General features: G+C 63.4%; 25 protein-coding genes. 8 read left to right on the top strand and 17 right to left on the bottom strand.

The window, feature by feature from the left end; translation table 11 throughout:
* Window positions 1-18 precede the first annotated feature (18 nt).
* The 9 genes from hemW to HU749_RS28125 all read right to left on the bottom strand — a co-directional run bounded on the left by hemW (window position 19) and on the right by HU749_RS28125 (window position 6,721).
* Window positions 19-1,218, bottom strand: coding sequence for a radical SAM family heme chaperone HemW (gene hemW, locus HU749_RS28165; RefSeq protein ID WP_079302967.1), 1,200 nt, complete (start codon window positions 1,216-1,218; stop codon window positions 19-21).
* On the bottom strand, window positions 1,215-1,811 hold the full coding sequence (gene rdgB / locus HU749_RS28160; RefSeq protein WP_013694468.1) for an RdgB/HAM1 family non-canonical purine NTP pyrophosphatase: 597 nt from the start codon (window positions 1,809-1,811) through the stop codon (window positions 1,215-1,217). The genes hemW and rdgB overlap by 4 nt, the downstream gene beginning before the upstream one ends.
* A complete protein-coding gene (locus tag HU749_RS28155) occupies window positions 1,808-2,242 on the bottom strand; it encodes a DUF4426 domain-containing protein (protein WP_014340678.1) in 435 nt (144 codons plus the stop codon). The genes rdgB and HU749_RS28155 overlap by 4 nt, the downstream gene beginning before the upstream one ends.
* A 25-nt stretch (window positions 2,243-2,267) precedes the next feature.
* Window positions 2,268-2,888 (bottom strand): methionine biosynthesis protein MetW, encoded by a 621-nt coding sequence (gene metW / locus HU749_RS28150; RefSeq protein ID WP_014340677.1) that lies wholly within the window; start codon window positions 2,886-2,888, stop codon window positions 2,268-2,270.
* 7 nt (window positions 2,889-2,895) lie between these two features.
* The gene (gene metX, locus HU749_RS28145; protein ID WP_095962437.1) at window positions 2,896-4,035 is read right to left on the bottom strand and encodes a homoserine O-succinyltransferase MetX; all 1,140 of its coding nucleotides are present in this window, start codon (window positions 4,033-4,035) and stop codon (window positions 2,896-2,898) included.
* A gap of 246 nt (window positions 4,036-4,281) precedes the next feature.
* Complete coding sequence (locus tag HU749_RS28140) at window positions 4,282-4,575, bottom strand: DUF167 domain-containing protein (protein WP_046063238.1); 294 nt, start codon at window positions 4,573-4,575, stop codon at window positions 4,282-4,284.
* A gap of 4 nt (window positions 4,576-4,579) precedes the next feature.
* Window positions 4,580-5,170 carry a YggT family protein gene (locus tag HU749_RS28135; RefSeq protein WP_014340674.1) on the bottom strand — a complete coding sequence of 197 codons (591 nt, stop codon included), beginning with the start codon at window positions 5,168-5,170 and terminating at the stop codon, window positions 4,580-4,582.
* Window positions 5,171-5,180: 10 nt separating this feature from the next.
* On the bottom strand, window positions 5,181-5,999 hold the full coding sequence (proC, locus tag HU749_RS28130) for a pyrroline-5-carboxylate reductase (protein ID WP_186649266.1): 819 nt from the start codon (window positions 5,997-5,999) through the stop codon (window positions 5,181-5,183).
* Between the two features lie 35 nt (window positions 6,000-6,034).
* Entirely contained in the window at window positions 6,035-6,721 is a 687-nt protein-coding gene (locus HU749_RS28125; RefSeq protein ID WP_046063240.1) for a YggS family pyridoxal phosphate-dependent enzyme, read from the bottom strand.
* 53 nt (window positions 6,722-6,774) lie between these two features.
* Here HU749_RS28125 and HU749_RS28120 point away from each other — a divergent pair, with 53 nt between their 5' ends.
* Window positions 6,775-7,809, top strand: coding sequence for a type IV pilus twitching motility protein PilT (locus HU749_RS28120; RefSeq protein WP_014340671.1), 1,035 nt, complete (start codon window positions 6,775-6,777; stop codon window positions 7,807-7,809).
* 128 nt (window positions 7,810-7,937) lie between these two features.
* Here the strand turns inward: HU749_RS28120 and HU749_RS28115 are convergent, their stop codons facing one another.
* A complete protein-coding gene (locus HU749_RS28115) occupies window positions 7,938-8,549 on the bottom strand; it encodes a C40 family peptidase (protein ID WP_186649264.1) in 612 nt (203 codons plus the stop codon).
* A gap of 249 nt (window positions 8,550-8,798) precedes the next feature.
* On the opposite strand from HU749_RS28115, the gene HU749_RS28110 reads away from it, so the two are divergent.
* Complete coding sequence (locus HU749_RS28110) at window positions 8,799-9,227, top strand: NINE protein (RefSeq protein ID WP_186649263.1); 429 nt, start codon at window positions 8,799-8,801, stop codon at window positions 9,225-9,227.
* A gap of 133 nt (window positions 9,228-9,360) precedes the next feature.
* Here the strand turns inward: HU749_RS28110 and HU749_RS28105 are convergent, their stop codons facing one another.
* The 7 genes from HU749_RS28105 to gshB form a co-directional block, all read right to left on the bottom strand.
* Window positions 9,361-10,632 (bottom strand): dihydroorotase, encoded by a 1,272-nt coding sequence (locus tag HU749_RS28105; RefSeq protein WP_186649261.1) that lies wholly within the window; start codon window positions 10,630-10,632, stop codon window positions 9,361-9,363.
* Window positions 10,629-11,633, bottom strand: a complete 1,005-nt coding sequence (locus HU749_RS28100) for an aspartate carbamoyltransferase catalytic subunit (protein ID WP_003177495.1) — start codon at window positions 11,631-11,633, stop codon at window positions 10,629-10,631. Before HU749_RS28100 ends, HU749_RS28105 begins: the two co-directional genes overlap by 4 nt.
* A gap of 24 nt (window positions 11,634-11,657) precedes the next feature.
* Window positions 11,658-12,164, bottom strand: a complete 507-nt coding sequence (gene pyrR, locus HU749_RS28095; protein ID WP_014340669.1) for a bifunctional pyr operon transcriptional regulator/uracil phosphoribosyltransferase PyrR — start codon at window positions 12,162-12,164, stop codon at window positions 11,658-11,660.
* A gap of 84 nt (window positions 12,165-12,248) precedes the next feature.
* Window positions 12,249-12,686, bottom strand: coding sequence for a Holliday junction resolvase RuvX (gene ruvX, locus HU749_RS28090; RefSeq protein WP_003177497.1), 438 nt, complete (start codon window positions 12,684-12,686; stop codon window positions 12,249-12,251).
* Window positions 12,686-13,255 carry a YqgE/AlgH family protein gene (locus HU749_RS28085; protein ID WP_014340668.1) on the bottom strand — a complete coding sequence of 190 codons (570 nt, stop codon included), beginning with the start codon at window positions 13,253-13,255 and terminating at the stop codon, window positions 12,686-12,688. Before HU749_RS28085 ends, ruvX begins: the two co-directional genes overlap by 1 nt.
* A 210-nt stretch (window positions 13,256-13,465) precedes the next feature.
* The gene (locus tag HU749_RS28080; RefSeq protein ID WP_057449546.1) at window positions 13,466-14,362 is read right to left on the bottom strand and encodes an energy transducer TonB; all 897 of its coding nucleotides are present in this window, start codon (window positions 14,360-14,362) and stop codon (window positions 13,466-13,468) included.
* A 76-nt stretch (window positions 14,363-14,438) separates the two neighbouring features.
* The gene (gshB, locus tag HU749_RS28075; RefSeq protein ID WP_003206468.1) at window positions 14,439-15,392 is read right to left on the bottom strand and encodes a glutathione synthase; all 954 of its coding nucleotides are present in this window, start codon (window positions 15,390-15,392) and stop codon (window positions 14,439-14,441) included.
* Between the two features lie 224 nt (window positions 15,393-15,616).
* Here gshB and HU749_RS28070 point away from each other — a divergent pair, with 224 nt between their 5' ends.
* From HU749_RS28070 to HU749_RS28045, 6 genes are all read left to right on the top strand, one after another.
* The gene (locus HU749_RS28070; protein WP_003206467.1) at window positions 15,617-16,045 is read left to right on the top strand and encodes a response regulator; all 429 of its coding nucleotides are present in this window, start codon (window positions 15,617-15,619) and stop codon (window positions 16,043-16,045) included.
* Window positions 16,046-16,093: 48 nt separating this feature from the next.
* Window positions 16,094-16,459, top strand: coding sequence for a twitching motility response regulator PilH (pilH, locus tag HU749_RS28065; protein WP_003206465.1), 366 nt, complete (start codon window positions 16,094-16,096; stop codon window positions 16,457-16,459).
* A gap of 10 nt (window positions 16,460-16,469) precedes the next feature.
* Window positions 16,470-17,009 (top strand): chemotaxis protein CheW, encoded by a 540-nt coding sequence (locus HU749_RS28060; RefSeq protein WP_014340665.1) that lies wholly within the window; start codon window positions 16,470-16,472, stop codon window positions 17,007-17,009.
* A gap of 211 nt (window positions 17,010-17,220) precedes the next feature.
* A complete protein-coding gene (locus tag HU749_RS28055; protein ID WP_079302961.1) occupies window positions 17,221-19,284 on the top strand; it encodes a methyl-accepting chemotaxis protein in 2,064 nt (687 codons plus the stop codon).
* A 186-nt stretch (window positions 19,285-19,470) separates the two neighbouring features.
* Complete coding sequence (locus tag HU749_RS28050; protein ID WP_186649258.1) at window positions 19,471-25,398, top strand: Hpt domain-containing protein; 5,928 nt, start codon at window positions 19,471-19,473, stop codon at window positions 25,396-25,398.
* The gene (locus HU749_RS28045) at window positions 25,391-25,873 is read left to right on the top strand and encodes a chemotaxis protein CheW (protein WP_046063247.1); all 483 of its coding nucleotides are present in this window, start codon (window positions 25,391-25,393) and stop codon (window positions 25,871-25,873) included. The genes HU749_RS28050 and HU749_RS28045 overlap by 8 nt, the downstream gene beginning before the upstream one ends.
* Window positions 25,874-26,051 lie beyond the last annotated feature (178 nt).

Raw genomic sequence — 26,051 nt, 5'->3', positions numbered from 1 at the left:
TCGATTTCCTTGTTTTGATCAGCTCAGAAATGTCTGCAGCAAGTCGTTGAGAAACAGCTGTCCGCGCTCGGTGGCCGCCAGACGTGTCGGTTCGACCTGCAACAACCCGCTTTGTTCGGCCTCGCGCCTGCCTTCGGCCAGGCTTTGCAAGGACAGCCCGGTGCGCTCCGGGTACAGCCGCGCTTCCACGCCCGCGGTCAGGCGCAGGGCGTTCATCAGGAACTCGAACGGCAGCTCTTCGTTGGCCAGGGTTTTCTCGCCAGCCTGGAAGCTTTTGGCCGGGTTGAGGTAGTCCTTGGGCAGGCGGGTCTTCCAGGTGCGCACGATGCGCCCGTCCGGATGGCTGAGCTTGCCGTGGGCGCCGGCGCCGATGCCGATGAAATCGCCGAAGCTCCAGTAATTGAGGTTATGCCGCGCCGCCCGACCGGGTTGGGCGTAGGCCGAAACCTCGTATTGGGCGTAGCCGTGTTCGGCCAGCAAGGCTTGCCCGGCTTCCTGGATGTCCCACAGCGTGTCGTCTTCGGGCAATGTCGGCGGCTGGTTCCAGAACACCGTGTTCGGCTCCAGCGTCAGCTGGTACCAGGACAAATGGGTCGGCTTCAAGGCGATGGCCTGGCGCAGGTCGCTCAAGGCGTCTTCCAGGGACTGGTCGGGCAGCCCATGCATCAGGTCCAGGTTGAAATTGTCGAAACCGGCCTGACGGGCCATGCCAGCGGCGCGCACCGCCTCGTCGCCGTTGTGGATCCGGCCCAGGGCTTCGAGCTTGGCCTGCTGGAAACTCTGGATACCGATGGACAGGCGATTGATGCCCAAGGCCCGGTAAGCGACGAACTTTTCTTGCTCGAAGGTGCCGGGGTTGGCTTCCAGGGTGATTTCAATGTCCTGGGCGAACGGTATCCGCGCTTCCACACCCTCGAGCAATCGCCCCAGGGCTTGGGCGCTGAACAGGCTCGGGGTGCCGCCGCCGAAAAAGATCGAGCTCAACGGGCGACCATAAACCGCGTGCAAGTCCTGGTCGAGGTCGGCCAGCAAGGCGTCGACATATTCCTCTTCCGGCAACTGCGGGCTGGCGGTGTGGGAGTTGAAGTCGCAATACGGGCATTTGCGCACGCACCACGGGATGTGGACGTACAACGCCAGGGGCGGCAGCACCGGCAGCGGTGCCCGAGGCGTTTGTACACCGCCATGAATCAGCGGTGTGGGAGCGTCATCGATCATTGCAGGCCCAGGCGTTGACGCAGCAGGGCCATGGCGCGGGCGCGGTGGCTCAGTTGGTTCTTTTCCACCGGCCCCAGTTCGGCGCTGGAGCAATTGCGCTCCGGCACCCAGAACAACGGGTCATAGCCGAAACCGTGCTCGCCGCTGGCTTCGGTGAGGATGCGCCCGTGCCACAGGCCTTCGCAGAGGATCGGCAATGGGTCATCGGCATGGCGGACCAGGGCCAGCACACACACGAACTGCGCGCCGCGCTCGGCTTCGGGCACGTCCTTGAGGGCGTCGAGCAGCTTGGCGTTGTTCGCTGCGTCACCTTTGCCGTCGGCGTAGCGGGCCGAGTAAATGCCCGGCGCGCCGCCCAGGAAGTCCACGGCCAGCCCGGAATCGTCGGCCAGCGCTGGCAGGCCCGAGATGCGTGCGGCATTGCGGGCCTTGAGGATGGCGTTCTCGACGAACGACAGGCCGGTCTCTTCCGGTTCCACCTGGCTGAACTCGCCAATCGAGCGCAACTGCACCGACCCGCCGAGCATGGCTTGCAGTTCCTTGAGTTTGCCGGCGTTGTGGCTGGCCAGTACGAGTTGGGTGAAATTGATCATTGGCCCGGGAACAGTTCTTGGTTGAAGTTGATGGTGTTGATCTTGTCGCCGGTCTGCACCTTGATCTCGAAGGTGCGGGTTTCCTGCTGGGGTACCGGGTACTGGGCGATGTAGTAGATCGCGCCTTGCTCGGTCACCTGCTTGAATTGCAGCGGGACGCTCTGGCTGGTGAGGTCTTTCACCGTGCCGCTGACCTGGGCCATCAAGGGTTTGCCATCCTTGAGCACCGAGACGTTGATCACACCTTGTTGCTTGCTGCGAATCAGCTCGGCGCCCTTGGCGATGTCCGGTGTCAGGAAGGTGGAGTTGAAGGTGTTGTAGTGCACGGTGATATCACCGAACACTTCCTTGCGCTCGCCCTTGATAGCGTCGGCGGCCATGGCGCCAACGCTCAGGCAAGCGGTGATGAGAAACAACGCTAGACGGTTCATGTCGTGCTCCTGGTGAGGTCGGGGCTCACACCGCGACCTGATGATCGGTAAGGCCTGGGCTGCTGACCCGATAGATGCCTATCTCACCTAACAGATTAGGCCATAGCTTGCTGGCCCACCCGTGGCGGTGCTGCTGGTCGACGGCCAGGCGATCGATGACCTTGGCTTCGCGTTCGCGGCACAGCGCTTCGAAATCCTCGAAGGTGCAGAAGTGGATGTTCGGCGTGTTGTACCAGGTGTAGGGCAGGAAATCCGAGACCGGCATGCGGCCCTTGCTCGCCAGGTACCAGCGGCAACGCCAGTGGCCGAAGTTGGGGAAGGTGATGATGCACTGGCGACCGACCCGCAGCATTTCGTCGAGGATCTTGTCCGGGTAGTGCACCGCTTGCAGGGCCTGGGTCATGACCACGACGTCGAAGCTGTTGCTGGCGAAGTTGCCCAGGCCCTTGTCCAGGTCCTGCTCGATGACGTTGATGCCCTTGGCGACGCACTCGGCGATGTTGTCCGGGTCGTTTTCCAGGCCGTAGCCGCTGACTTGCTTGTTGTCCCGCAGCCAGGTCAGCAGTTCGCCGTTGCCGCAGCCCAGGTCGAGCACGCGGCTGCCGGCGGGGATCCATTCCTGGATGATGTCCAGATCGGCTCTCATGGCGTCCTCACAGCGTTATACGGTTCATGTAGTTGCCGAACGCCTGCAGGTAGCGCGGGATCGGGATCAAAAAGGCGTCGTGGCCCTGGGGCGCGTCGATTTCCAGGTAGCAGACGTCCTTGCGCGCGGCCATCAGCGCGTCCACCAGCTCCCGCGAGCGCGCCGGGGAGAAGCGCCAGTCGGTGGTGAACGACATCACGCAGAACTTGGCGGTGGCGTTGGCGAAGGTTTTCGCCAGGTTATCGTCGAAGTTCGCTGCCGGATCGAAGTAGTCCAGTGCCTTGGTCATCAGCAGGTACGTGTTGGCGTCGAAACGCCCGGAGAACTCTTCACCCTGATAACGCAGGTAGCTCTCGACCTGGAACTCGACGCTGTGGAAGTCGTAGTTGAGCTTTTCGCTCTTGAGGCCACGGCCGAATTTCTCGCCCATGGAGTCGTCGGACAGGTAGGTGATGTGCCCGACCATCCGCGCCAGCATCAGCCCGCGTTTGGGGATCACGCCGTGTTCCTGGAACGAGCCGCCGTGGAACTCCGGGTCGGTGAGGATCGCCTGGCGCGCCACTTCGTTGAAGGCGATGTTCTGCGCCGACAGCTTGGGGGCCGAGGCGATTGCCAGGCAGTGGCGCACGCGGTCCGGGTAGGTGATGGTCCATTGCAGGGCCTGCATGCCGCCCAGGCTGCCGCCGATCACGGCGGCCCACTGGCCGATACCGAGGCGGTCGGCCAGGCGCGCCTGGCTGTGGACCCAGTCCTCCACGGTCAGCACCGGGAAATCGGCGCCGAAAGGTTTGCCGGTGTCCGGGTTGAGGCTGCTGGGGCCGGTGGAGCCGTTGCAGCCGCCCAGGTTGTTCAGGCTGACCACGAAGAACTTGCTGGTGTCGATGGGCTTGCCCGGGCCGATGCAGCTGTCCCACCAGCCGGGCTTGCGGTCGTCGACGCTGTGGTAGCCGGCGGCGTGGTGATGCCCCGACAAGGCGTGGCAAATCAGCACGGCGTTGCTCGCCGTGGCATTGAGGGTGCCGTAGGTTTCGTAGATCAGGTCATAGGCTGGCAACGAACGGCCGCAGGCCAGGGCCAGGGGCTCGCTGAAATGCGCCGTTTGCGGCGTCACCAGACCAACGGAATCGGGGGGAAAGGCAGCTGGCATCGACCCTGCTCGCGTTGAAATGAGGCGTAAGTCTAAAGACCGCTGTGGCAGGCGGCAAGCAAAGGCGCCGTTGATTGTCCGCCATTGTTTTTGTGGCGAGGGAGCTTGCTCCCGCTGGGGCGCGAAGCGGCCCTGAAAGCGGGGGGCGGGCCTGCCAGCCATTGTGCGTTGCCTGTTTTGGGGCTGCAGCCCAGCGGGAGCAAGCTCCCTCGCCACAGGGAAAACCATGCCCCGATCCAAGCCGGATCAGGTTGGCCTGACGAGGCCCGGCAGCTCCGGCAGTTTCTTCGGCGAATGGATGCGCACCCGTTTCTGCCGGTTCAATTCGCCGCTGACCAGGCTGACCTGGCTCTTGGACACGCCAAACGCCTTGGCCAGGAACGCCAACAGGTACGCGTTGGCCTTGCCCTCGACCGGCGGGGCGGTGAGGCGGATCTTCAGGCGGTCACCGTGCAGCCCGGCGAAATCATCGCTGCGGGCTGCCGGTTGCAGGTGACACTCCAGGATCAGGTCGTCGCCATCCCAGCGAAAGTAGCTCACTGGGTCAGATCAGCAGACGCAGGATTTCCGGCATCATGGTCATCGCCGCCAGGTTGTTGATCACCAGCATGTCGATCAGCTTGAGCACCATGAACGCCAGGATCGGCGAAATATCCAGGCCGCCAAGGTTCGGCAGGATGCGGCGGAACGGCGCCAGGGCCGGCTCGCAGATCTGGTTCACCAGCTCGGCGCCCGGGTTATGGCTGCCCGGCGCGACCCACGACAGGATCACGCTGATGATCATGGCGAAGAAGAAAATCTTCAGGAACAGCGCGGTCACGCCAATGAGCGACCAGATCAGCAGTTGCAGCGGGTTGCCGGTGGTGCCGTAGGTCAGCAGCAGGGTCAGGGCCATCAGCGCCAGTTGCACGAGGATCGCCAGGACCAGCGACGACATGTCCAGGCCGAACAGGCTCGGGATGATCCGGCGCAGCGGCTTGAGCAGCGGCTGGGTGGCCTTGACGATGAACTGGCACAGTGGGTTGTAGAAGTTGGCACGCACCAGTTGCAGCACGAAGCGCAGCAGCACGATCAGCAGGTACAGGCTGCCGAGGGTTTGCAGCACGTAGACCGCTGCAGTGTTCAATCCAATCATGAATGGCTCCTTATTGGCCCAGTTGTTCGGCCATTTCGGCCGAGCGGTGCGCGGCGGCGCCGAGTGCTTTTTCCACCAGGGCTTCGAAGCCCCCGGCCTGGAACGATTTGATGGCCGCTTCGGTGGTGCCGGCCGGCGAGGTGACGCGGCGACGCAGCTCGGCCGCATCGACATCGCTGGACACCGCCATGTGCGCGGCACCGAGGGCGGTCTGCAAGGTCAGCCTGGCGGCGGTTTCCCGGGGCAGGCCGAGTTTCTCGCCGGCGGCGGTCATGGCTTCGATCAGCAGGAAGAAGTACGCCGGGCCCGAGCCGGAGACGGCGGTGACGGCGTCCAGTTGCTGTTCGGTGTCCAGCCACAGTGCCAGCCCGACAGCCGACAGCAGCTCCTCGGCCTGCTGGCGTTGTGGGGCGGACACTTGGGAAGTGGCGAACAGGCCGCTGACGCCCTGGCGCAGCAGTGCCGGGGTATTGGGCATGCAGCGTACGATCGGCTGCTCGCCGAGCCAGTTGTTCATGCTGGCGCACGTGATGCCGGCGGCAATCGACACCACCAGTTGATGAGGCTTGAGACTTGGGCGCAGGGCTTCGCAGACGGTTTTCATCGCCTGCGGCTTGACTGCCAGCACGATGACGTCCGCGCCGTCGATGGCCTGGGCGTTATCGGCGAAGGTTTCGATGCCGTGTTCGCTGCTCACCCGGGTGCGGGTCTCTTCACCCGGATCGCTGGCGCGGATCAAAGAAGCGTCCAGGCCCTTGGCCCGCAGGCCGCCGATCAGGCTGGCGGCCATGTTGCCGGCGCCGATGAAGGCAATACGCGTGTTGCTCATGACAGGTCCTTATAAAGAGATGAGTCGGCCATGTTTCAGGATTGACCGTAGTCGCGGGCGCCAAACAGGGCCGTACCGATGCGCACCCAAGTGGCGCCTTGGGCGATGGCTGACTCAAGGTCGTGGCTCATGCCCATGGAAAGGGTGTCCAACGGTAGTGCGAGGCTGGCTTGCAAGCGTTGGACCGCGGCGAAGGCAGCGTCCTGGGCGGCGCGGTCTTCGGTGGGTTCGGGAATCGCCATCAACCCGCGCAGTTTCAGGCGGGGTAGCGCGCTGATGGCGTTGGCCAGGGCGGGCAGGTCCGCCGGGGTGCAGCCGGATTTGCTGGCTTCACCGCTGACGTTGACCTGGATGCAGATGTTCAGCGGCGGTAACTCGGCCGGACGCTGCTCGGACAGGCGCTGTGCAATTTTCAAGCGATCCACGGAATGCACCCAGTCGAAATGTTCGGCGATAGCGCGCGTCTTGTTCGATTGAATGGGGCCGATGAAGTGCCAGATCAAGGGCAGGTCGGTCAGTTCGAGCTGTTTGCCCAAGGCTTCTTGCAGGTAGTTCTCGCCGAAGTCCCGCAGGCCGGCGGCATAGGCTTCGCGCAGGGCCTGGACGGGTTTGGTCTTGCTCACGGCCAGCAGTTTGACACTGTGTTCGGCACGCTGGGCGGCCTGCTCCGCAGCGCGGATGCGCGAACTAACCTGAGCGATGTTGTCTGCTATCGTGGACATAAAGAAGCGCCAGCGGTGAGGTTCGCGGCATTCTACTGGAATTGAGGAGCGCTATGGATATCACTGAGTTACTGGCGTTCAGCGCCAAGCAGGGCGCGTCGGACCTGCACCTGTCCGCCGGGCTGCCACCGATGATCCGCGTCGATGGCGATGTCAGGCGCATCAACCTGCCGGCACTGGACCACAAGCAGGTTCATGAACTGATCTACGACATCATGAACGACCGGCAACGAGTAGATTACGAAAAGTTTCTGGAGACCGATTTTTCCTTCGACGTGCCGGGCGTGGCGCGGTTCCGGGTCAACGCCTTCAACCAGAATCGCGGCGCAGGGGCGGTGTTCCGCACCATTCCGTCGAAAGTCCTGACCATGGAAGACCTGGGGATGGGCGAGGTGTTTCGCAAGGTGACCGAATCGCCGCGCGGGCTGGTGTTGGTGACCGGGCCGACCGGTTCAGGCAAGTCCACCACCCTGGCGGCCATGATCGACTACTTGAACAGCCACAAGCACCATCACATCCTCACCATCGAAGACCCTATCGAATTCGTTCACGAACCGCGCAAATGCCTGATCAACCAGCGTGAGGTGCACCGCGACACCCAGGGTTTCTCCACGGCCCTGCGTTCGGCCCTGCGGGAAGACCCGGACGTGATCCTGGTGGGGGAGATGCGCGACCTGGAAACCATTCGCCTGGCGCTGACCGCTGCGGAAACCGGGCACCTGGTGTTCGGCACCCTGCACACCACGTCGGCGGCCAAGACCATTGACCGGGTGGTGGACGTGTTCCCCGGGGATGAGAAGTCCATGGTTCGCTCGATGTTGTCGGAGTCGTTGCAGGCGGTGATTTCCCAGACGCTGGTCAAGAAAATCGGCGGCGGCCGGATCGCGGCGCATGAAATCATGCTGGGCACCTCGGCTATTCGGAACCTGATCCGTGAAGACAAGGTGGCGCAGATGTACTCGGCGATCCAGACCGGCGGTTCGCTGGGGATGCAGACGCTGGACATGTGCCTGAAGGACTTGGTGAGCAAGGGGCTGATCAGCCGCGAGCATGCGCGGGAGCGGGCGCGTACGCCGGATAACTTCTAGAGGGGTGGTGCTTTTGCAGGCCTCATCGCGAGCAAGCTCGCTCCCACAGGACTTTCAGCGAATGGAAATCCAGTGTGGGAGCGAGCTTGCTCGCGATGAGGTCATCAGCTACAGCAAAAGTGCCGGAATCAGCGCTGAACCACGCGCATCGTGCCCGGCTCTTTCGGCAGCACGCGCTTGGCGACCACGTAGTGACTGTTCCAGTACGGTTTGTTCAAGGTGTCGATGCTCACCGACTTGCCACGGCGCGGGGCGTGGATGAAGCGGTCGTTGCCCAGGTAGATGGCCACGTGGTTGACCCGGCGGCTCTTGAGCTTGAAGAAGATCAGGTCGCCGGGCTTGAGGTCCTTGCGCTCGACTTTCTCGCCATGACCGGCGGCCATGGCGTTGGAGGTGCGCGGCAGGTCGAAGGTGGCGTCGTTGAAGGCGTATTTCACCAACCCGCTGCAATCGAAACCTTTACTTGGGCTACTGCCGCCCCAACGATAAGGTGTGCCAAGTACATTCACGGCGCGACTCAACACATTGCTGCTCGCTTTGGTCGCCATCGGCGGGACCAGCTTGCTGTTGGCGGTGCTCACGCGCTGGGCACTTGGCTTGTTCTTGCTCAAGGGAGCAGAAACATGGGATTTCGGGGTATAGCCGTTGACGTTGGGAAGACGTTGCTCACGATTGGTGGCGTGGGCGGCCAGTGGCAATAATAGGCAGATGGTTAGCCATGTCTTGAAAAATGGACGCATTAGGCAAGGCTCTTAAAGGTTAGCGCGCAACTTTATAACAGCTTTTTTTGCGTTCCAGAGGCCGTTTGTCGATTCGAAACGCAGCGCAAAACCCTGCAAAATGCGACAAATTGACCTGATTGTCCGACAGAACCCCTATACCACGGGGCTTTCGCCGGTTCGTGGCGCCAAGGACCGCTTGTCGGGCAGACACGAAAAAGTCACAAAAACTCAGAAAAAATTTATCTATCGAGGCAAAAGAGGCCATTCATGAACAGCTATCAGCAGGATGCAATCCGCGATACCCACAGCAAGGTCATTGGGTATCTGCTGTGGATTTTCGGTTTCACCGGTGCCCATCGTTTCTATTACGGCAAGCCGGTCACGGGCACGATCTGGTTCTTCACCTTCGGCCTGCTGGGCATTGGTTGGCTGATCGACCTGTTCCTGATTCCGGCCATGGATCGTGAAGCGGACCTGCGTTTCACTCCGGGGCCTATCGAATACAGCGTGGCGTGGATTCTGCTGACGTTTCTCGGGGTGCTGGGCGTACACCGCATGTACCAGGGCAAATGGCTCAGCGGGATTCTCTACCTGCTGACCGGCGGGTTGTTTTTCCTGGGGGTGCTGTATGACTTCTGGACGCTGAATGATCAGGTCTCGATTCGTAATGCGCAGAAGCGTGGGGCTTTTCATTAATCAGTCAGACCGAGTTGCCTGCATTCGCGAGCAGGCTCGCTCCCACAGGGATCTTCAGTGAACACATTATTTTGTGAACACCTCCAATCCAATGTGGGAGCGAGCCTGCTCGCGAAGCAGGCGACGCAGTTTTTCAGGCCTGGTGGGTAATCCGCCCATCCATCAAGGTGTAGCGCACCACCCCCGGCAGGCTATGGCCGAGGAACGGGCAGTTGTCACCCTTGGAACGCCAGGCTTCACCGGCCACGGTGGAGGCGGCAGGGTCGAACAGCACCAGGTCCGCCGCGGCGCCAACCGAGAGTTTTCCCGCCGGCAGTTGCAGCGCCTGGGCCGGGCCGGCGCTCAGGCGCGCCAGCAGGGTTGGCAGGTCCAGCAAGCTGTCTTCCACCAGCGTCAAGGCCAGCGGCAGCAGCAGTTCGACGCTGCTGATGCCCGGCTCGGTGGCGCCGAACGGTGCCAGCTTGGCATCGCGCTCATGGGGTTGGTGATGGCTGGAGATGGCCGAGATCACCCCGGACCTCACCGCCTCACGCAGGCCATCGCGGTCGGCGCGGGTGCGCAGCGGCGGCTGGACGTGATAGACGCTGTTGAAATCGATCAGGGCTTCGTCGGTGAGGATCAACTGGTACAGCGCCACATCGGCGGTCACCGGCAAGCCGCGGGCCTGGGCCTGGGCGATCAGTGCCGCACCGCGAGCACTGGTCAACTGGCTGAAGTGGGCGCGTACGCCGCTTTGTTCCACCAACAGCAGGTCCCGGGCCAGGGCCACGGTCTCGGCGGTTTCCGGGATGCCCGGCAGACCGAGGAAACTGGCGGTCGGGCCTTCGTGGGCCAGGCCACCTTCGGCCAGGTCGTGGTCCTGGGAGTTGAAGATCACCGTCAGGCCGAAGGTCGCCGCGTATTCCAGGGCACGGCACAGGGTGCGGGTGTTGCGGAAACTGTTCAGGCCGTTGCCGAACGCCACGCAACCGGCGTCACGCAGGGCGATGAGTTCGGCCAGTTGCTCGCCGTCCAGGCCCTTGCTCAGTGCGCCAATCGGGAAGACCTTGGTATTGCCGGCCTCGCGGGCGCGGTCGAGGATCAGTTCGGCCACGGCCGAGGTGTCCAGCACCGGTTTGGTCTGCGGCGGGCAGCACAGGCTGGTCACGCCACCGGCAGCGGCGGCCCGGGTTTCGCTGACGATGCTGCCTTTGCGGCTGTAGCCCGGTTCGCGCAGGGCGACGTTCAGGTCCACCAGGCCGGGAGCGGCCACCAGGCCTTGGGCGTCGAGGGTCTCGACCGCGACGAAACCCGCTGGTGCCGCGCCAAGGGCGACGATCTTGCAGGCATCGATATGGATATCAGTCACTTGATCCAGGCCACTGGCTGGATCGATAACGCGTGCGCCGAGAATGCTGAGCTTCACTGGGCGTTCTCCTGGTCGAATTGGCGCTGGGCCGTTTGCCCGCTCATGGCCATGGACAGCACGGCCATGCGGATGGCGATGCCGTAGGTCACCTGGTTGAGAATCACCGAGTGCGGCCCGTCGGCCACCGCCGACTCGATCTCCACGCCGCGGTTGATCGGCCCCGGGTGCATGACGATGGCGTCCGGCTTGGCCCCGGCCAGGCGTGCGGTGGTCAGGCCGAACAGTCGGTAGAACTCGCCCTCGCTGGGCAGCAGGCCGCCGGTCATGCGCTCGCGTTGCAGGCGCAGCATGATCACCACGTCCACATCCTTGAGGCCTTCGGTCATGTCGGTGTAGACCTTCACGCCGTATTGCTCGACGCCGATGGGCAGCAGGGTTTTCGGTGCGATCACGCGAATGTCCGGGCAGCCGAGGGTCTTGAGGGCCAGCATGTTGGAGCGCGCCACCCGCGAGTGCAGGATGTCGCCGACGATGGCCACCGACAGGTTTTCGAAGCTGCCCTTGTGCCGACGGATGGTCAGCATGTCCAGCATGCCCTGGGTCGGGTGGGCGTGACGGCCGTCGCCGCCGTTGATGATCGCCACTTGCGGGCAGACGTGTTCGGCAATGAAGTGCGCCGCGCCGGAGTCGCCGTGGCGCACGACGAACATGTCGGCGGCCATGGCTTCGAGGTTGCGCAGGGTGTCGAGCAGGGTTTCACCCTTGCTCGCCGAGGACGTGGACACGTTGAGGGTGATCACGTCCGCCGACAGCCGCTGGGCCGCGAGTTCGAAGGTGGTGCGGGTGCGAGTGGAGTTTTCGAAGAACACGTTGCACACGGTCTTGCCGCGCAGCAACGGGACTTTCTTCACCGCCCGGGCACCGACTTCGAGGAACGAGTCGGCAGTGTCGAGGATTTCCGTCAGCAGCTCGCGGCGCAGGCCGTCGAGGGACAGGAAGTGCCGCAGCTGGCCCTGATCGTTGAGCTGCAGCGGGCGCTTGGTTTCGAGAGGCGTCATCGCGATGGACTCTTACAAGGGCAGTTAAAGGGCAAGGTCTTGCAGTTCGAGTTGCAGCGGCGACGGGCCGGAGAGCTTGACCCGCTCGTGGGCAGCCAGCGTCAGCGTCGCACCGACCACGTTCGGCCGGATCGGCAGCTCGGCGGCGTCCAGGTCCAGCAGGCACACCAGCGTCACGCTGGCCGGGCGGCCGTAGTCGAACAGTTCGTTCATGGCGGCGCGGATGGTCCGGCCACTCATCAGCACGTCGTCGATCAGCACCAGGTGCTGGCCTTCGATCTCGAATGGCAGGGCCGAGGGGCGCACTTGCGGGTGCAGGCCGTTCTGGCTGAAGTCGTCGCGGTAGAAGGACACGTCCAGGGTGCCCAGTGGCGATTGGCTGCCCAGTGCTTCGAGCAAGGCCTGGGCGACCCAGACGCCACCGGTGCGAATACCGATGTAGCGCGGCTCGCTGATGCCGCGGTGTTCCAGGTGTGCCTTGAGACGAATCGCCATCTGGCTGATCAGTTCGGCAGGATTGGGCAGGCTCATGCTGGCTCCTTCAGGTTCCCGGGCCGGTGGTGAATGGCGCGGTCTATCGCTAAGAGAAAGCGCCTTGGCGGCGCTTTCAAAAAATCAGGTTTCGAACAGGGCGGCGTTGGCGTCGAGCCAGCCTTGCAGCAGCAGGGCGGCAGCGATGGCGTCCACCGGGTTGTCGCGGTAACTGCCTTTCTGCCCGCCGCGCACCAGGCGCTCGCCCTTGGCCTCGAAGGTGGTCAGGCGCTCGTCATGGGTATAGAAGGGCAGGTTGTAGCGGCCATTGAGCCGGCGGGCGAATTTTTCGGCGCGCAGGCACATGTCACTGGGCGTGCCGTCCATGTTCAGCGGCAGGCCGACCACCACGGCATCGGGTTTCCACTCCTTGATCAGCGCTTCGACCTGGTTCCAGTCCGGAACGCCATTCTGCGCCTTCAGGGTGCACAACTCGCGGGCCTGGCCGGTAATGACCTGGCCGACCGCTACGCCGATCTGTTTGGTGCCGTAATCGAAGCCCAGCAGCAAGCGCAGGGCCATCAGGCGTGTCCTGCCTGGCTGGTGAGCAGGCTGAGGTTGACCCCCAACCGGCTGGCCGCTGCTTCCAGGCGCAATTCGCTGCTGGTGTTGAACAGGATGTCGGCGTCGAACGGGCAGGTCAGCCAGGCGTTGTCGGCCAGTTCGGCTTCCAGTTGCCCGGGTTCCCAACCGGCATAGCCGAGGGCGATCAGGCTCTTTTGCGGGCCGACGCCGTCGGCGATGGCGAACAGCACGTCTTGGGAGGTGGACAGCGACACACCCTCCAGATCCACGGTGGCCTGGTATTTAGGGCCCGACGGGTGGAGCACGAAGCCGCGGTCGGTCTGCACCGGGCCGCCAATGAAAATCGGCACGTGCTGGCACAAGAGTGGCGGTTCTACATCGGGGCGCAACTGCTCCAGGATGTCCGCCAGGTTCAGCTCCTGCGGGCGATTGATCACCAGCCCCATGGCCCCATTGGCCGTGTGCTCGACGATGTAGGTCAAGGTATGGGCAAAGTTCGGATCGGCCATGTGCGGCATGGCAATCAGGAAGTGATGCTTGAGGTAGGTGGGGCTGACGTTTTTCATAGGCGCTAGTGTGGCGGCGCAGGGCCGAACTGACAAGCCAGGAAATACCTGAGACTGTCACCAATCCCCTGTGGGAGCGAGCTTTGTGGGAGCAAAGCTTGCTCGCGATCCAGGCGCTGCGGTCCTCAAGAGACCGCGGCGTTTTCATCGCGGGCAAGCCTTGCTCCCACACAGCCCGCTCCCACAAGTCCCTGCCATCATTGATGCGGCTCAGTTACTGGAAAGCCGATCACCCCGGGCGAACTTCCAGGTGCGGATGATCTCCAGCCGGTCGATGTCCGACAAGTCCCCGGTAAACGGCGCGAACGGTGCGGCCAGGCGCACGATCCGTTGGGCGGCCTGGTCCAAAAGCGGCTGGCCGGAGGATTCGAGCACCAGCACTTCATACAGCGAGCCGTCACGGTTGATCGAGACCATTAGCCGCAGGTTGCCGTAGATCTGTTTGCGCCGCGCTTCGTCGGGATAGTTGAGATTGCCGATGCGCTCGACCTTCTTGCGCCATTCATCCTTGTACCAGGCACCCTTGTCGCGCATGGTCGAGGCGGCGCTCAGGCGGTGGATACGCGGGCGCTTGGCATAGAGCTGTTGCTCCTGGGCCAGTTCGGCTTCCAGGCTGGCGATGTCGCTGGACAACTGCGAGCTGTCGAAGGTGGGTTCGGGGGCCTTGGGTTTGGGATCAGGCTTGACCTCCTCCTTGACCGGGGCCTTTTTCGGCTTCGGCGCCACGGTGGTCACGGCTGCCTTGGGCGCCGTCTCCTGCACTTCGGGCTTGGCGGCTGGCGGCGGGGTGACTTTTTGTACCTTGGTATCCTGGAACGGCGCGATCTCGGTGGTCTTGGGGATCGCCTTTTTTTCCAGGGTGCCGCTGCCTTGCTGGTTTTCCTGGGCGAGGAAGTCGGCCTTCTTGGGCTTGGTCTCGCTCTTGAAGGTGGCCAGGGTGATTTCCAGGGTCTGGCTGATCTGCTTGGGCTCGACCGTGGCAAAACCGACGCCCAGCAGCAGGGCCAGGTGGATCAACGCCGCCAGGAACAGGGTAAAACCGAGGCGATCAGCCGGGCGCACGCCACGATGGGCGAGCTCTTGGGGCAGATCGGACGGGAGTGTCATGACAAGGAAACCAACATCGCGTTTTTTTCAGGCCGGGCATGATAACGCAATGTGGGTTTCCTTCAGCAGATCTGGATCAACGAGCCTTGAGCTTCTGATCGATGGCATCCATCAGCATGCCACCGATGTCGGTGCCAAAGGCATTGTCGATCTCGCGGATGCAGGTCGGGCTGGTGACGTTGATTTCCGTCAGGTGCTCGCCGATTACGTCCAGGCCTACGAACAGCAGGCCTTTTTCGCGCAGGGTCGGGCCGACCTGGGCGGCGATCCAGCGATCCTTGTCGGTCAACGGACGCGCCTCGCCACGCCCGCCAGCCGCCAGGTTGCCGCGGGTTTCGCCGGCTGCCGGGATGCGTGCCAGGCAATAGTCCACTGGTTCGCCGTCGATCATCAGGATGCGTTTGTCGCCATCGACGATGGCCGGCAGGTAACCCTGGATCATGATCTGCTGCTTGCCGTGCAAGGTCAGGGTTTCCAGGATCACCGACAGGTTCGGGTGGCCGGCGGTGTGCCGGAAGATCGAGGAGCCGCCCATGCCGTCCAGGGGCTTGAGGATCACGTCGCCGTGATGGTCGGCAAACTCGCGCAACACGTCCGGGCGACGGCTGACGATGGTCGGCGGCGTGCACTGCGGGAACAGCGTGGCGAACAGCTTTTCGTTGCAGTCGCGCAGGCTCTGGGGCTTGTTGACCACCAGCACACCGGCGTTTTCAGCCTGTTCCAGCAGGTAGGTGGAGTACACGAACTCCATGTCGAATGGCGGATCCTTGCGCATCAGGATCACGTCCAGGTCGCTGAGCAGCGCGTCGCTCTCGGTGCCCAGCTCAAACCACTTCTCGGGGTTGGCGAAGACTTTCAGCGGTTTCATCCGCGCCCGAGCCTGGCCTTCGGCCTGGTAGAGGTCGCGCTGCTCCATGTAGAACAGCTCCCAGCCGCGCTTCTGAGCGGCCAGCAGCATGGCCAGCGAGCTATCCTTTTTATAGGAAATGCTGGCGATAGGGTCCATGACAATGCCGACGCGTACGCTCATGGCTTGGTTCCTCGAAATGTGATGGGCACATATTGGTGCGAAAAAGTGGCGTCAGAGTGGCGCCCGGAAGATTGGCGGTCAAGGAAAAACCACCGCGCCGAGCGGCCGATAGATCGGCGATGGAGACTGTGCTAAAAAGGCTGCCATGTGACGTGCGGGCCTTGAACATCAAGGGTTTGCGCTGTCGATCACACTTACGCGTTAAAAACCGGTTCGCAGTGGCAATGGCAGAGCATCTCACGCAGCAGCAACCCAGCGCCTTGAAAGTCATGGTCATCGACGACTCGAAGACCATCCGCCGCACCGCCGAAACCTTGCTGCGCAACGTGGGCTGCGAGGTGATCACGGCCGTCGATGGCTTCGATGCCCTGGCCAAGATCGCCGACCATCATCCGGGCATCATTTTTGTCGACATCATGATGCCGCGCCTGGATGGCTACCAGACCTGTGCCCTGATCAAGAACAACAGCGCGTTCAAGGCCACGCCGGTGATCATGCTGTCGTCCCGCGACGGGTTGTTCGACAAGGCCAAGGGACGCATCGTCGGTTCCGATCAGTTTTTGACCAAGCCGTTCAGCAAGGAAGAACTGCTGGGGGCGATACAGGCCCATGTCCCGGGCTTTGCCGCTGTCCAGCCGCACCAGGCACATTAATGACACTTGGCCAACGGGCCTGGGGTCAACAAGAAAATGGGGAACACCATGGCACGAGTTCTGATCGTCGATGATTCGCCGACTGAAATGTACAAACTGACCGGCATGCTGGAAAAGCACGGCCATCAGGTCCTGAAGGCCGAGAATGGCGCCGATGGCGTGGCCCTGGCCCGCCAGGAAAAACCCGATGCGGTGCTGATGGACATCGTCATGCCCGGCCTCAACGGTTTCCAGGCCACGCGCCAGTTGACCAAGGACCCGGACACCGGCCACATCCCCGTGATCATCATCACCACCAAGGACCAGGACACCGACAAGGTCTGGGGGACGCGCCAAGGGGCGAAGGACTACCTGACCAAACCGGTGGACGAAGAAACCCTGATCGCGACCCTGAACAAAGTATTGGCGGGCTGACGGCGCGGCCATGAGCCAATCCCTGACCGCATTCGAACTGCTGCTGCAGATCGACCGGCGCTGCCGGTTGCTGGGGGCGGACCTGCCCTCCCAGCCGACCCATCGCGCCGGTTGGAGCGGCATCGGCTTTCGCTTGGGCGAGCACTGGTACGTGGCGCCGATGGGCGAAGTCAGCGAAGTGCTGCACGAACCACGTCACACGCATTTGCCCGGGGTCAAGCCGTGGGTGCGTGGAGTGGCTAACCTGCGCGGGCGCTTGTTGCCGTTGATGGACTTGTGCGGGTTCTTTGGCCACGAGCTGTCGAGCGTTCGCAAGCAGCGGCGCGTGTTGGTGGTGGATCACGACGAGGTGTTCGCCGGGTTGTTGGTGGACGAGGTCCTCGGGCTGCAGCATTTTGCCCAGGACAGCCTGGAACCGACGCTGGTGGACGACCTCGACGGCCCGGAAGCGGCCTTCGTCAAGGGCCGGTTTGGCGGCGAGCGCGAGTGGCAAGTGTTCAGCCCGTTTGCCCTGGCGCGGTCGCCGGGGTTCATGGATGTGGCGATTTAACGAGATGCAGCGCAGGCCCCTTATGGGAGCGAGCCGGTGGGAGCAAAGCTTGCTCGCGATGGCGGTGCCTCGGTTGGCGAGAAAACTCTGTCGTTCTCATCGCGGGCAAGCCTTGCTCCCACAGAGCCGCACTGGTTGAGCAGGCTGCACGACAAAGGCTTGCTTACAGTTAATAGCTGTAAGTTGGATTGGGCAGTACAGGCGAGAACCGATGATCAAAGCAAAAACAGGCAAGCCACTGGAAGCGTCGCGCAGTCGTTCGCAGATCATCGTGCTGTTCGTCGCGCTGATCATCTTCATCATGCTGCTGTTCGCCAACTTCGCTTACCTCAACACCCAATCCACCTACGACAAACAGTACATCGGCCACGCCGGTGAGCTGCGGGTGCTGTCCCAGCGCATCGCCAAGAACGCCACCGAGGCCGCCGCCGGCAAGCCCGCGGCGTTCAAGCTGCTGAGCGATGCGCGCAATGACTTCGCCCAGCGCTGGGGCTCCCTGAAACAGGGCGACCCGGTAACCGGCCTGCCACCTGCGCCGGCCACCCTGCGCCCGCAGATGCGCGCCGTGCAGCTGGATTGGGAGCGCCTGCTCAAGAACACCGATGCCATCCTCTCCAGCGAACAGACCGTGCTGTCGCTGCACCAGGTGGCGGCGACCCTGGCCGAAACCGTGCCGCAGTTGCAGGTCGAGTACGAAAAAGTCGTCGAGATCCTGCTGCAACGCGGCGCGCCGGCCGCCCAGGTGGCCATGGCCCAGCGCCAGTCGTTGCTGGCCGAGCGGATTCTCGGCGCGGTGAATACCGTGCTGGCGGGGGACGAAAACGCCAGCCAGGCCGCCGACACCTTCGGTCGCGACGCCGCGCGTTTTGGCCAGGTGCTCAATGGCATGTTGCAAGGTGACCCGGCCCTGAAGATATCCCAGGTCCAGGACCGCGATGCCCGGGCACGCCTGAGCGAAATCAGCGAGCTCTTCGAGTTCGTCTCCGGCTCGGTGGACGAAATCCTCGAGACCTCCCCGGAACTGTTCAAGGTCCGCGAATCGGCCGGCAACATCTTCAACCTGTCGCAGACCCTGCTCGACGAGGCTTCGCACCTGGCCACGGCCTTCGAAAACCTCGCCGGCGGGCGTTCCATCAACACCATTGGCGGCTATGTGCTGGGTTTGCTGGCGCTGATGTCGATCATCCTGATTGGCCTGGTGATGGTCCGCGAAACCAATCGCCAGTTGCACGAAACCGCACAAAAGAACGAACGCAACCAGAACGCGATCATGCGGTTGCTGGATGAAATCGAAGACCTGGCCGATGGCGACCTGACCGTCACCGCTTCGGTCACCGAAGACTTCACCGGCACCATCGCCGACTCCATCAACTACTCGGTGGACCAGTTGCGCGATCTGGTGGCGACCATCAACCTCACCGCCGGCCAGGTCGCCGCCGCTGTGCAGGAAACCCAGGCCACGGCGATGCACCTGGCCCAGGCTTCCGAGCACCAGGCCCAGCAAATCTCCGAAGCTTCGACTTCAATTAATGAAATGGCCCAGTCCATCGACCAGGTCTCGGCCAATGCCGCCGAGTCGTCGGCGGTAGCCGAGCGGTCGGTGGAGATTGCCAACAAGGGTAATGAGGTGGTGCACAACACCATTCATGGCATGGACAATATTCGCGAGCAGATCCAGGACACCGCCAAACGCATCAAGCGCCTGGGTGAGTCATCCCAGGAAATCGGCGATATTGTCAGCCTGATCGACGACATCGCCGACCAGACCAACATCCTGGCCCTCAACGCCGCCATCCAGGCGTCCATGGCCGGTGATGCCGGGCGCGGGTTCGCGGTGGTGGCCGATGAAGTGCAGCGCCTGGCCGAGCGCTCTTCGGCGGCGACCCGGCAAATCGAGACCCTGGTGCGGGCGATCCAGGCCGATACCAACGAGGCGGTGATTTCCATGGAGCAGACCACCACCGAAGTGGTGCGCGGTGCGCGACTGGCCCAGGACGCCGGTGTCGCCCTGGAAGAAATCGAAGGCGTGTCCAAGACCCTGGCGGCGCTGATCCAGAGCATTTCCAACGCAGCGCAGCAACAGACCACCTCGGCGGGGCAGATTTCCTTGACCATGAACGTGATCCAGCAGATCACCTCGCAGACCTCGTCCGGCTCCACCGCCACCGCCGAGAGCATTGGCAACCTGGCGAAAATGGCCAGCCAGCTGCGTCGTTCGGTGTCGGGGTTTACCTTGCCGACGGCGGCAGCGGCTGGCGATGAGGAAAAAGGGTGACTGACCGGATCCATCCGTTGGAAAAGGCTTTTTGTGGCGAGGAGGTTTCTGTGGGAGCAAGGCTTGCCCGCGATGAAGATAACGCGGTACTTCGGGAACCGAGGTGTTTGCATCGCGAGCAAGCTTTGCTCCCACAGGTAAATCCCTTCCCCGCAGGCGTGTTGTGTTCTCCTGATTGGAGTGGTTATGGGTGATCGGCACGACTACGTGGCCCTGGAATGGGTCAAGGGCGAGATTGCCGAAACGCTGAAGCAGGCTCATCTGGCCCTCAACCGCCTGGTGGACGATCCGCAGGCGTCGGATGCCCTCGGGCTATGCCTGGCCTGCATTCACCAGGTCCACGGCGGCCTGCAGATGGTCGAATTCTACGGTGCGGCGTTGCTGGCCGAGGAGATGGAGCAGCTGTGCGCCGCCCTGCAGGACAACCGCGTCACCCATCGCGACGAAGCCATCAGCCTGTTGAGCCAGGCCCTGGGGCAGTTGCCGATCTACCTGGACCGCATACAAGGTGCCCGTCGCGACCTGCCGCTGGTGGTGCTGCCCCTGATCAACGACCTGCGCAGTGCCCGGGGCGAGAGCCTGTTGTCGGAAACCAGCCTGTTCAGCCCCGAGTTGCCCGATATTGCGCCGCTCAGCGCCGAGGCCTTGCAGCGCCTCGAACCCGCTGACCTGCCAAACACCTTGCGCAAATTGCGCCAGACCCTGCAAATGGCCCTGGTGGGCCTGCTGCGCGAACAGGATGACGCGACCCACCTGGGTTACCTGGCCAAGGTCTTCCATCGCCTGGAAACCTTGTGTACTGGGGCGCCACTCAATGCGTTATGGCAGGTGGCCTCGGCGCTGGTCGAAGGCATGCGTGACGGGCGCATTACCAACAGCCCGGCGCTGCGCAGCCTGTTCAAGGAAGCCGACAAGGAACTCAAACGCCTGCTGGACCAAGGCATGTCTGGCATCAATCAGCCGGCACCGCCCCACCTGCTCAAGAGTTTGTTGTTCTATATTGCCAAGGCCGAACATCCCAGCGGGCAGATGCAGATCATGAAAGAACGCTACTCACTGGACGACGCGCTGCCCGACAGCGCCATGGTCGACGAAGAACGCGCGCGTCTGGCCGGGCCCGACCGCGATGCCATGCGCTCGGTGCTCGCCGCGCTGTGCGAGGAACTGGTACGGGTCAAGGAACGCCTGGACCTGTTCGTGCGTAGCGATCGCCAGCACGCCTCGGAGCTGGACAGCCTGCTGGCGCCGCTGCGGCAGATCGCCGACACCCTGGCGGTGCTCGGTTTCGGCCAGCCGCGCAAGGTCATCATCGATCAACTGGCAGTGGTCCTGAGCCTCGCCCAGGGCCAGCGCGAGCCGGATGACGCGACCCTCATGGATGTCGCCGGGGCCTTGCTCTACGTCGAGGCGACCCTGGCCGGCATGGTCGGCACCGTCGAGCCCGAGAGCCGCGAAGAAACCCACCTGCCCACCACCGACCTGACCCAGATCCACCAGATCGTCATCAAGGAAGCCCACACCTGCCTGCAACAGGCCAAGGACATGATCGTCGACTACATCGACGCGGACTGGAACAGCGAACAACTGCAGCCCTTGCCGGCGCTGCTGACCCAAGTGCGCGGCGCGCTGGCGATGATTCCCCTGAGCCGTGCCGCCAGCCTGGTGGAAGCCTGCAATGCGTTCATCCGTGACCATCTGCTGCTGGAGCAGGCCCAGCCGGGTTGGGAAGAACTCGACCACCTGGCCGACGTGATCACCGGCCTCGAATACTACCTGGAGCGCTTGAGCGAGGACCCGGAAACTCCCGGCGAGCCGTTGCTCGATGGGGTCGAGCGGAGCTTGGCTGCGCTCGGTTATTTCCCTGACGAAGCGCGGGTGCCGGTGCTCGACGATGTGTTGAGCCCCAACGAAGCCCAGGTCATGCAGGACTTGCAGGAACTGGATGACCCGCAGACGGTGCAGTCCCTGGCCGAGGTGCTTGCCAGCCCGGTATCGGCGGTCAATCCGCCGGCCAGGAGCACCCCGGGCAGCCTGTTGCCGCCACCGTTGGATGAAAGTCCGGTGGACGACGAGTTGCGCGAGGTCTTCCTCGAGGAAACCGACGAGGTGCTGGACGTCCTGCGTGAGTACCTGCCGCGCTGGAGTGCGCAGCCTGATGACCACGGCGCCCTGAGCGAACTGCGCCGGGCCTTTCACACCCTCAAGGGCAGTGGCCGGATGGTCCGGGCGCTGGTGCTGGGTGAACTGGCCTGGGCCGTGGAAAACCTGCTCAACCGGGTCCTGGAGCGCAGCGTCGAGCCGCAGGCTTCGGTCCGCCAGTTGATCGAAGAGACGGTGCAGTTGTTGCCGGCCCTGGTGGCCGAGTTCGCGGCCAATCACCAGCGCCAGCGCGACGACGTCGACCGGTTGGCCGCCCGCGCCCATGTCCTGGCCAAGGGCGGCGACGAGGAGGACGAAGACGAGCAGGACGTGGCCGCTCTCGATCCGCTGCTGTTGAAGATCTTCGACAACGAAGCCCAAGGCCACCTCGCCAGCCTCAATCGTTTTCTCGATCAGTCGGCCGACCACCTGCCGTTGCAGGCCAGCGATGAATTACAGCGGGCCTTGCACACCCTCAAGGGCAGCGCGTCGATGGCCGGCGTGCTGCCGATCGCCGAACTGGCGGGGGCGATGGATGAACTGGCCCGGGAATACCGGGCGCACCTGATTGCCCTCGACCTGGATGAGGTCGAATTGCTGCTGGAAGCCGAAGGCCTGCTGCGCCGCGGCCTGCGCCAGTTGCACAGCGAGCCGCTAGCGCCGATCCCCGGCGCCGAAGATCTGATCCAGCGCGCCCAGGCCCAGCTGGCCGAGCGTCTGCACGCTGCCAACAGTGCACCGGACAAAGCGCTGCGAACCAAGCGCGACCCACAGTTGATCAACAACTTTCTGGCCCAGGGCATGGACATCCTGCTGGACGCCGAAAGCCTCTTGCAGCGCTGGCAGCAGCACCCCGGCGAAGGCCAGGAACTGAGTGCGCTGCTCGATGAGCTGACCACCCTCGGCGAAGGCGCGCATCTGGCCGACTTGCACCCGGTAGACGAACTCTGCGAAGCCCTGCTCGACCTCTACGGTGCGGTAGAAGAAAGCAGCCTGGCGGTCAGCGATGAATTTTTCCAGGAGGCCCAGCGCGCCCATGAAGCGCTGATCGACATGCTCGATGAGCTGGCGGCCGGGCAGCATGTGCATCCGCAGCCCGAGCGAGTACAAGCCTTGCGCCGCCTGCTCCAGGAGAGCCTCGATCCGTCGGCCACCGGCCTGATCCGCAGCGACGGCAGCCGCACCCTGAGCATCCGCGAACTGGGCCACGCGACGGCGGAAATGGAGCGTGATGCGCCCGTCGATACCTCGATGGAAGATGACCTCGCGGCGATTTTCCTCGAAGAAGCCCAGGACATCCTTGAAAGCGCCGCCCAGGCCTTGGAGCGCTGGTTGGCCGATCCGGACAACGGTGCGCCGCTGTCCTCGCTGCAACGTGACTTGCACACCCTCAAGGGCGGTGCGCGAATGGCCGACATCCGGCCGGTGAGCGACCTGGCCCAGGAGTTGGAAAACCTTTACGAAGGGTTGGTAGACCGACGCTACAGCTACAGTGAGGAACTGGCACAACTGCTTGGCAGCAGTCATGAACGCCTCGACCTGTTGCTTGGGCAGTTGCAACAGGGCCAGCCGTTGGGCGATCCGGTTGCGCTGATCGACGCCATTCGACGGTTCCGCCAGGACAAGCCGAACGCCATCGAGACGAGCGCAGCAGCCCAGGCCGACGGCGCCGGCCATGATCCCGAATTGCTGGAAATCTTCCTTGAGGAAGGCTTCGACATCCTCGACAGCTCGGGCGCGGCGCTGCTGCGCTGGCAGGAAGAACCGTCGAATCGCCAGGCCGTGGAAACCTTGCTGCGGGACTTGCACACCCTCAAGGGCGGTGCGCGCATGGTGGAAATCGTGCCCATCGGCGACCTGGCCCACGAGCTGGAAAACCTCTACGAAGGCCTGTCAGCGGGTCTGCTTCAGCCGACCCCGGCGTTGTTCACCTTATTGCAAAGCAGCCATGACCGACTGGCGCAGATGCTCGACGCCGTGCGCGCCGGCCACCCGTGCCCGCTGGCGGACCGGCTGATCGCACAGATCCAGGCGGTGAATCATCCCCAGGAGAACGCTGCGCCGCAGGCTGAATCGGCGCCGGAACCGGTGCCTGTCGTGGCACCGCCAACGGCGCCCGCAAGACCTGATCCCAGTGCACCGGGCGACGGTGCGGACATGGTCAAGGTCTCCGCCGAATTGCTCGACGACTTGGTGAACCTGGCGGGCGAAACGTCGATCTTCCGTGGGCGCATCGAACAGCAGGTCAACGACGCGCACGTGGCCCTGGGCGAAATGGAAACCACCATCGAGCGCATGCGTGACCAGTTACGGCGCCTGGATACCGAAACCCAGGGGCGGATTCTCAGCCGGCAACAGGTCGAGGCCGAGCGCCTGGGCTATGAAGAGTTCGACCCGCTGGAGATGGACCGCCACTCCCAGTTGCAGCAGTTGTCCCGGGCACTGTTCGAGTCCGCCTCGGACTTGCTCGAGCTCAAGGAAACCCTTGATCGCAGCAATCACGATGCCGAGGTCCTGCTGCAACAGCAGGGGCGGATCAACACCGAGCTCCAGGAAGGCCTGATGCGTACGCGCATGGTGCCGTTCGAGCGCATGCTGCCCCGGCTCAAGCGCATCGTCCGGCAAGTGGCGCAGGAACTGGGCAAGGATGTGGAATTCGTGGTTGGCAATGCCGACGGCGAGATGGACCGTAACGTGCTGGAACGCATGGCTGCACCTCTTGAGCATATGCTGCGCAACGCCGTCGATCACGGCCTGGAGCCGGCCGACGTACGCATTGCCGCCGGCAAGCCGGCACGAGGGCGTATCAGCCTCGACCTGTCTCGGGAGGGCGGCGACATCATTTTCGACATCCGTGACGACGGCGCCGGCGTGCCGCTGGAGGCGGTGCGGAACAAGGCGATCAAGCGTGGCTTGCTGGCGCCGGACAGCGACATCAGCGACCGCGACGTGCTGCAGTTCATCTTGCAGCCAGGGTTTTCCACGGCCGAGAAAATCACCCAGATATCCGGGCGCGGCGTCGGCATGGACGTGGTCCATGAAGAGGTGCGGCAACTGGGCGGCAGCATGATCATCGACTCCACGCCGGGGCAGGGCGTGCATTTCCGCATTCGCCTGCCGTTTACCGTGGCGGTGAACCGGGCGTTGATGGTGCATTGTCACGAAGACCAGTATGCGATCCCGCTGAACACCATCGAGAGCATTGTCCGGGTGTTGCCCGCCGAACTGGACGGCTATTACCAGCTTGATCCGCCGACCTACACCTACGCCGGGCAGCGGTACGAGTTGTGCTACCTCGGTGAACTGCTGAAAACCGGCGCCCGGCCGAAACTGCTGGGCCAGAGCCAACCCTTGCCGGTGCTGCTGGTGCAGTGCAACGAGCGGCATGTCGCGGTGCAGGTGGACGCTACCGTCGGGACCCGGGAGATCGTGGTCAAGAGCCTCGGCCCGCAGTTCTCGGCGGTACAGGGCCTGTCCGGGGCGACGATTCTGGGGGACGGCCGGGTGGTGTTGATTCTCGACCTGCTGGCGCCGATCCGCGCTTTGCCCCACCAGGTCCCGCGGCGCCAGGTGCCGGCTGAAGGCGAGGGCGAACCGCAACGGCCGTTGCTGGTGCTGGTGGTGGACGACTCGGTGACGGTGCGCAAGGTCACCAGCCGCTTGTTGGAGCGCCATGGCATGCACGTCCTGACCGCCAAGGATGGCGTGGACGCAATGGCGCTGCTGGCCGAGCACGCCCCGGACCTGATGCTGCTGGACATCGAGATGCCGCGCATGGACGGCTTCGAAGTGGCCACGCAAGTGCGCAACGACCCGCGCCTGGCGCACCTGCCGATCATCATGATCACTTCCCGCACCGGCCAGAAACACCGCGACCGCGCCATGGCCATCGGTGTCAACGACTACCTGGGCAAGCCGTACCAGGAATCGGTGCTGCTCGACAGCATCGCGTACTGGAGCAAAACCCATGCATGACCTGCATCTTCACTCGCGCACCAGCCCGCTCACCGGTCTGCTGTTGCCATTGGCTGACCGGCACCTGGTGTTGCCCAACGTGGCCGTGGCCGAACTGATCGACTACCAGAGCAGCGTATTCGATATGGACACCCCGCCGTGGTTCCTGGGCTGGGTGAGCTGGCGCGAACGGCAAATCCCGTTGCTGAGCTTCGAGTCGGCCTGCGGCCAGAAGACCGTGATTGGCGAGCGCGTGCGCATTGTCGTGCTCAACGCCCTGGGCGGCCGGCCGGAGCTGCGTTTCATTGCCCTGCTGGTGCAAGGCATCCCGCGCTCCTACAAGCTCGACAGCCAATTGAGCTACGTCGACGTGCCGCTGTGTGGGTTGGAACAGGCGGCGGTGCAAGTGGGGGAACACGTGGCGAAAGTGCCGGATTTGTTGGCGCTGGAGGAGTTGGTGATGGCTGCGGGCCTGATTCAACCCTACAAAACCTGAGGCATACGAAGCTTCAATGTGGGAGCGAGCCGACCTTTTTCTCCCGGTTGTACTTCGATCAAACTGTGGGAGCGAGCTTGCTCGCGATGGCGGCCTGACAGCTGGCCTTGCTCTTGTTGATCGGGTACATATCCATTGCTGCGGTAACGGCGGCTTAAGGTTCCGCCCTGACGGCGGC

Origin of the sequence: Pseudomonas ogarae (genome assembly GCF_014268695.2) — a bacterium.
GTDB classification, from domain to species: Bacteria; Pseudomonadota; Gammaproteobacteria; order Pseudomonadales; family Pseudomonadaceae; genus Aquipseudomonas; species Aquipseudomonas kilonensis.
Note: the sequence above shows the minus strand (reverse complement) of the source record. Positions and strands in the feature narration are given on the sequence as shown.

Excerpts from the sequence above, each read along its gene's own strand:
- hemW (WP_079302967.1), bottom strand. The coding sequence starts at position 1,218 with ATGATCGATGACGCTCCCACACCGCTGATTCATGGCGGTGTACAAACG.
- rdgB (WP_013694468.1), bottom strand. The coding sequence starts at position 1,811 with ATGATCAATTTCACCCAACTCGTACTGGCCAGCCACAACGCCGGCAAA.
- HU749_RS28155 (WP_014340678.1), bottom strand. The coding sequence starts at position 2,242 with ATGAACCGTCTAGCGTTGTTTCTCATCACCGCTTGCCTGAGCGTTGGC.
- metW (WP_014340677.1), bottom strand. The coding sequence starts at position 2,888 with ATGAGAGCCGATCTGGACATCATCCAGGAATGGATCCCCGCCGGCAGC.
- metX (WP_095962437.1), bottom strand. The coding sequence starts at position 4,035 with ATGCCAGCTGCCTTTCCCCCCGATTCCGTTGGTCTGGTGACGCCGCAA.
- HU749_RS28135 (WP_014340674.1), bottom strand. The coding sequence starts at position 5,170 with ATGATTGGATTGAACACTGCAGCGGTCTACGTGCTGCAAACCCTCGGC.
- proC (WP_186649266.1), bottom strand. The coding sequence starts at position 5,999 with ATGAGCAACACGCGTATTGCCTTCATCGGCGCCGGCAACATGGCCGCC.
- HU749_RS28125 (WP_046063240.1), bottom strand. The coding sequence starts at position 6,721 with ATGTCCACGATAGCAGACAACATCGCTCAGGTTAGTTCGCGCATCCGC.
- HU749_RS28120 (WP_014340671.1), top strand. The coding sequence starts at position 6,775 with ATGGATATCACTGAGTTACTGGCGTTCAGCGCCAAGCAGGGCGCGTCG.
- HU749_RS28115 (WP_186649264.1), bottom strand. The coding sequence starts at position 8,549 with ATGCGTCCATTTTTCAAGACATGGCTAACCATCTGCCTATTATTGCCA.
- HU749_RS28110 (WP_186649263.1), top strand. The coding sequence starts at position 8,799 with ATGAACAGCTATCAGCAGGATGCAATCCGCGATACCCACAGCAAGGTC.
- HU749_RS28100 (WP_003177495.1), bottom strand. The coding sequence starts at position 11,633 with ATGACGCCTCTCGAAACCAAGCGCCCGCTGCAGCTCAACGATCAGGGC.
- pyrR (WP_014340669.1), bottom strand. The coding sequence starts at position 12,164 with ATGAGCCTGCCCAATCCTGCCGAACTGATCAGCCAGATGGCGATTCGT.
- ruvX (WP_003177497.1), bottom strand. The coding sequence starts at position 12,686 with ATGGCCCTGCGCTTGCTGCTGGGCTTCGATTACGGCACCAAACAGATC.
- HU749_RS28085 (WP_014340668.1), bottom strand. The coding sequence starts at position 13,255 with ATGAAAAACGTCAGCCCCACCTACCTCAAGCATCACTTCCTGATTGCC.
- HU749_RS28080 (WP_057449546.1), bottom strand. The coding sequence starts at position 14,362 with ATGACACTCCCGTCCGATCTGCCCCAAGAGCTCGCCCATCGTGGCGTG.
- gshB (WP_003206468.1), bottom strand. The coding sequence starts at position 15,392 with ATGAGCGTACGCGTCGGCATTGTCATGGACCCTATCGCCAGCATTTCC.
- HU749_RS28070 (WP_003206467.1), top strand. The coding sequence starts at position 15,617 with ATGGCAGAGCATCTCACGCAGCAGCAACCCAGCGCCTTGAAAGTCATG.
- pilH (WP_003206465.1), top strand. The coding sequence starts at position 16,094 with ATGGCACGAGTTCTGATCGTCGATGATTCGCCGACTGAAATGTACAAA.
- HU749_RS28060 (WP_014340665.1), top strand. The coding sequence starts at position 16,470 with ATGAGCCAATCCCTGACCGCATTCGAACTGCTGCTGCAGATCGACCGG.
- HU749_RS28055 (WP_079302961.1), top strand. The coding sequence starts at position 17,221 with ATGATCAAAGCAAAAACAGGCAAGCCACTGGAAGCGTCGCGCAGTCGT.
- HU749_RS28050 (WP_186649258.1), top strand. The coding sequence starts at position 19,471 with ATGGGTGATCGGCACGACTACGTGGCCCTGGAATGGGTCAAGGGCGAG.
- HU749_RS28045 (WP_046063247.1), top strand. The coding sequence starts at position 25,391 with ATGCATGACCTGCATCTTCACTCGCGCACCAGCCCGCTCACCGGTCTG.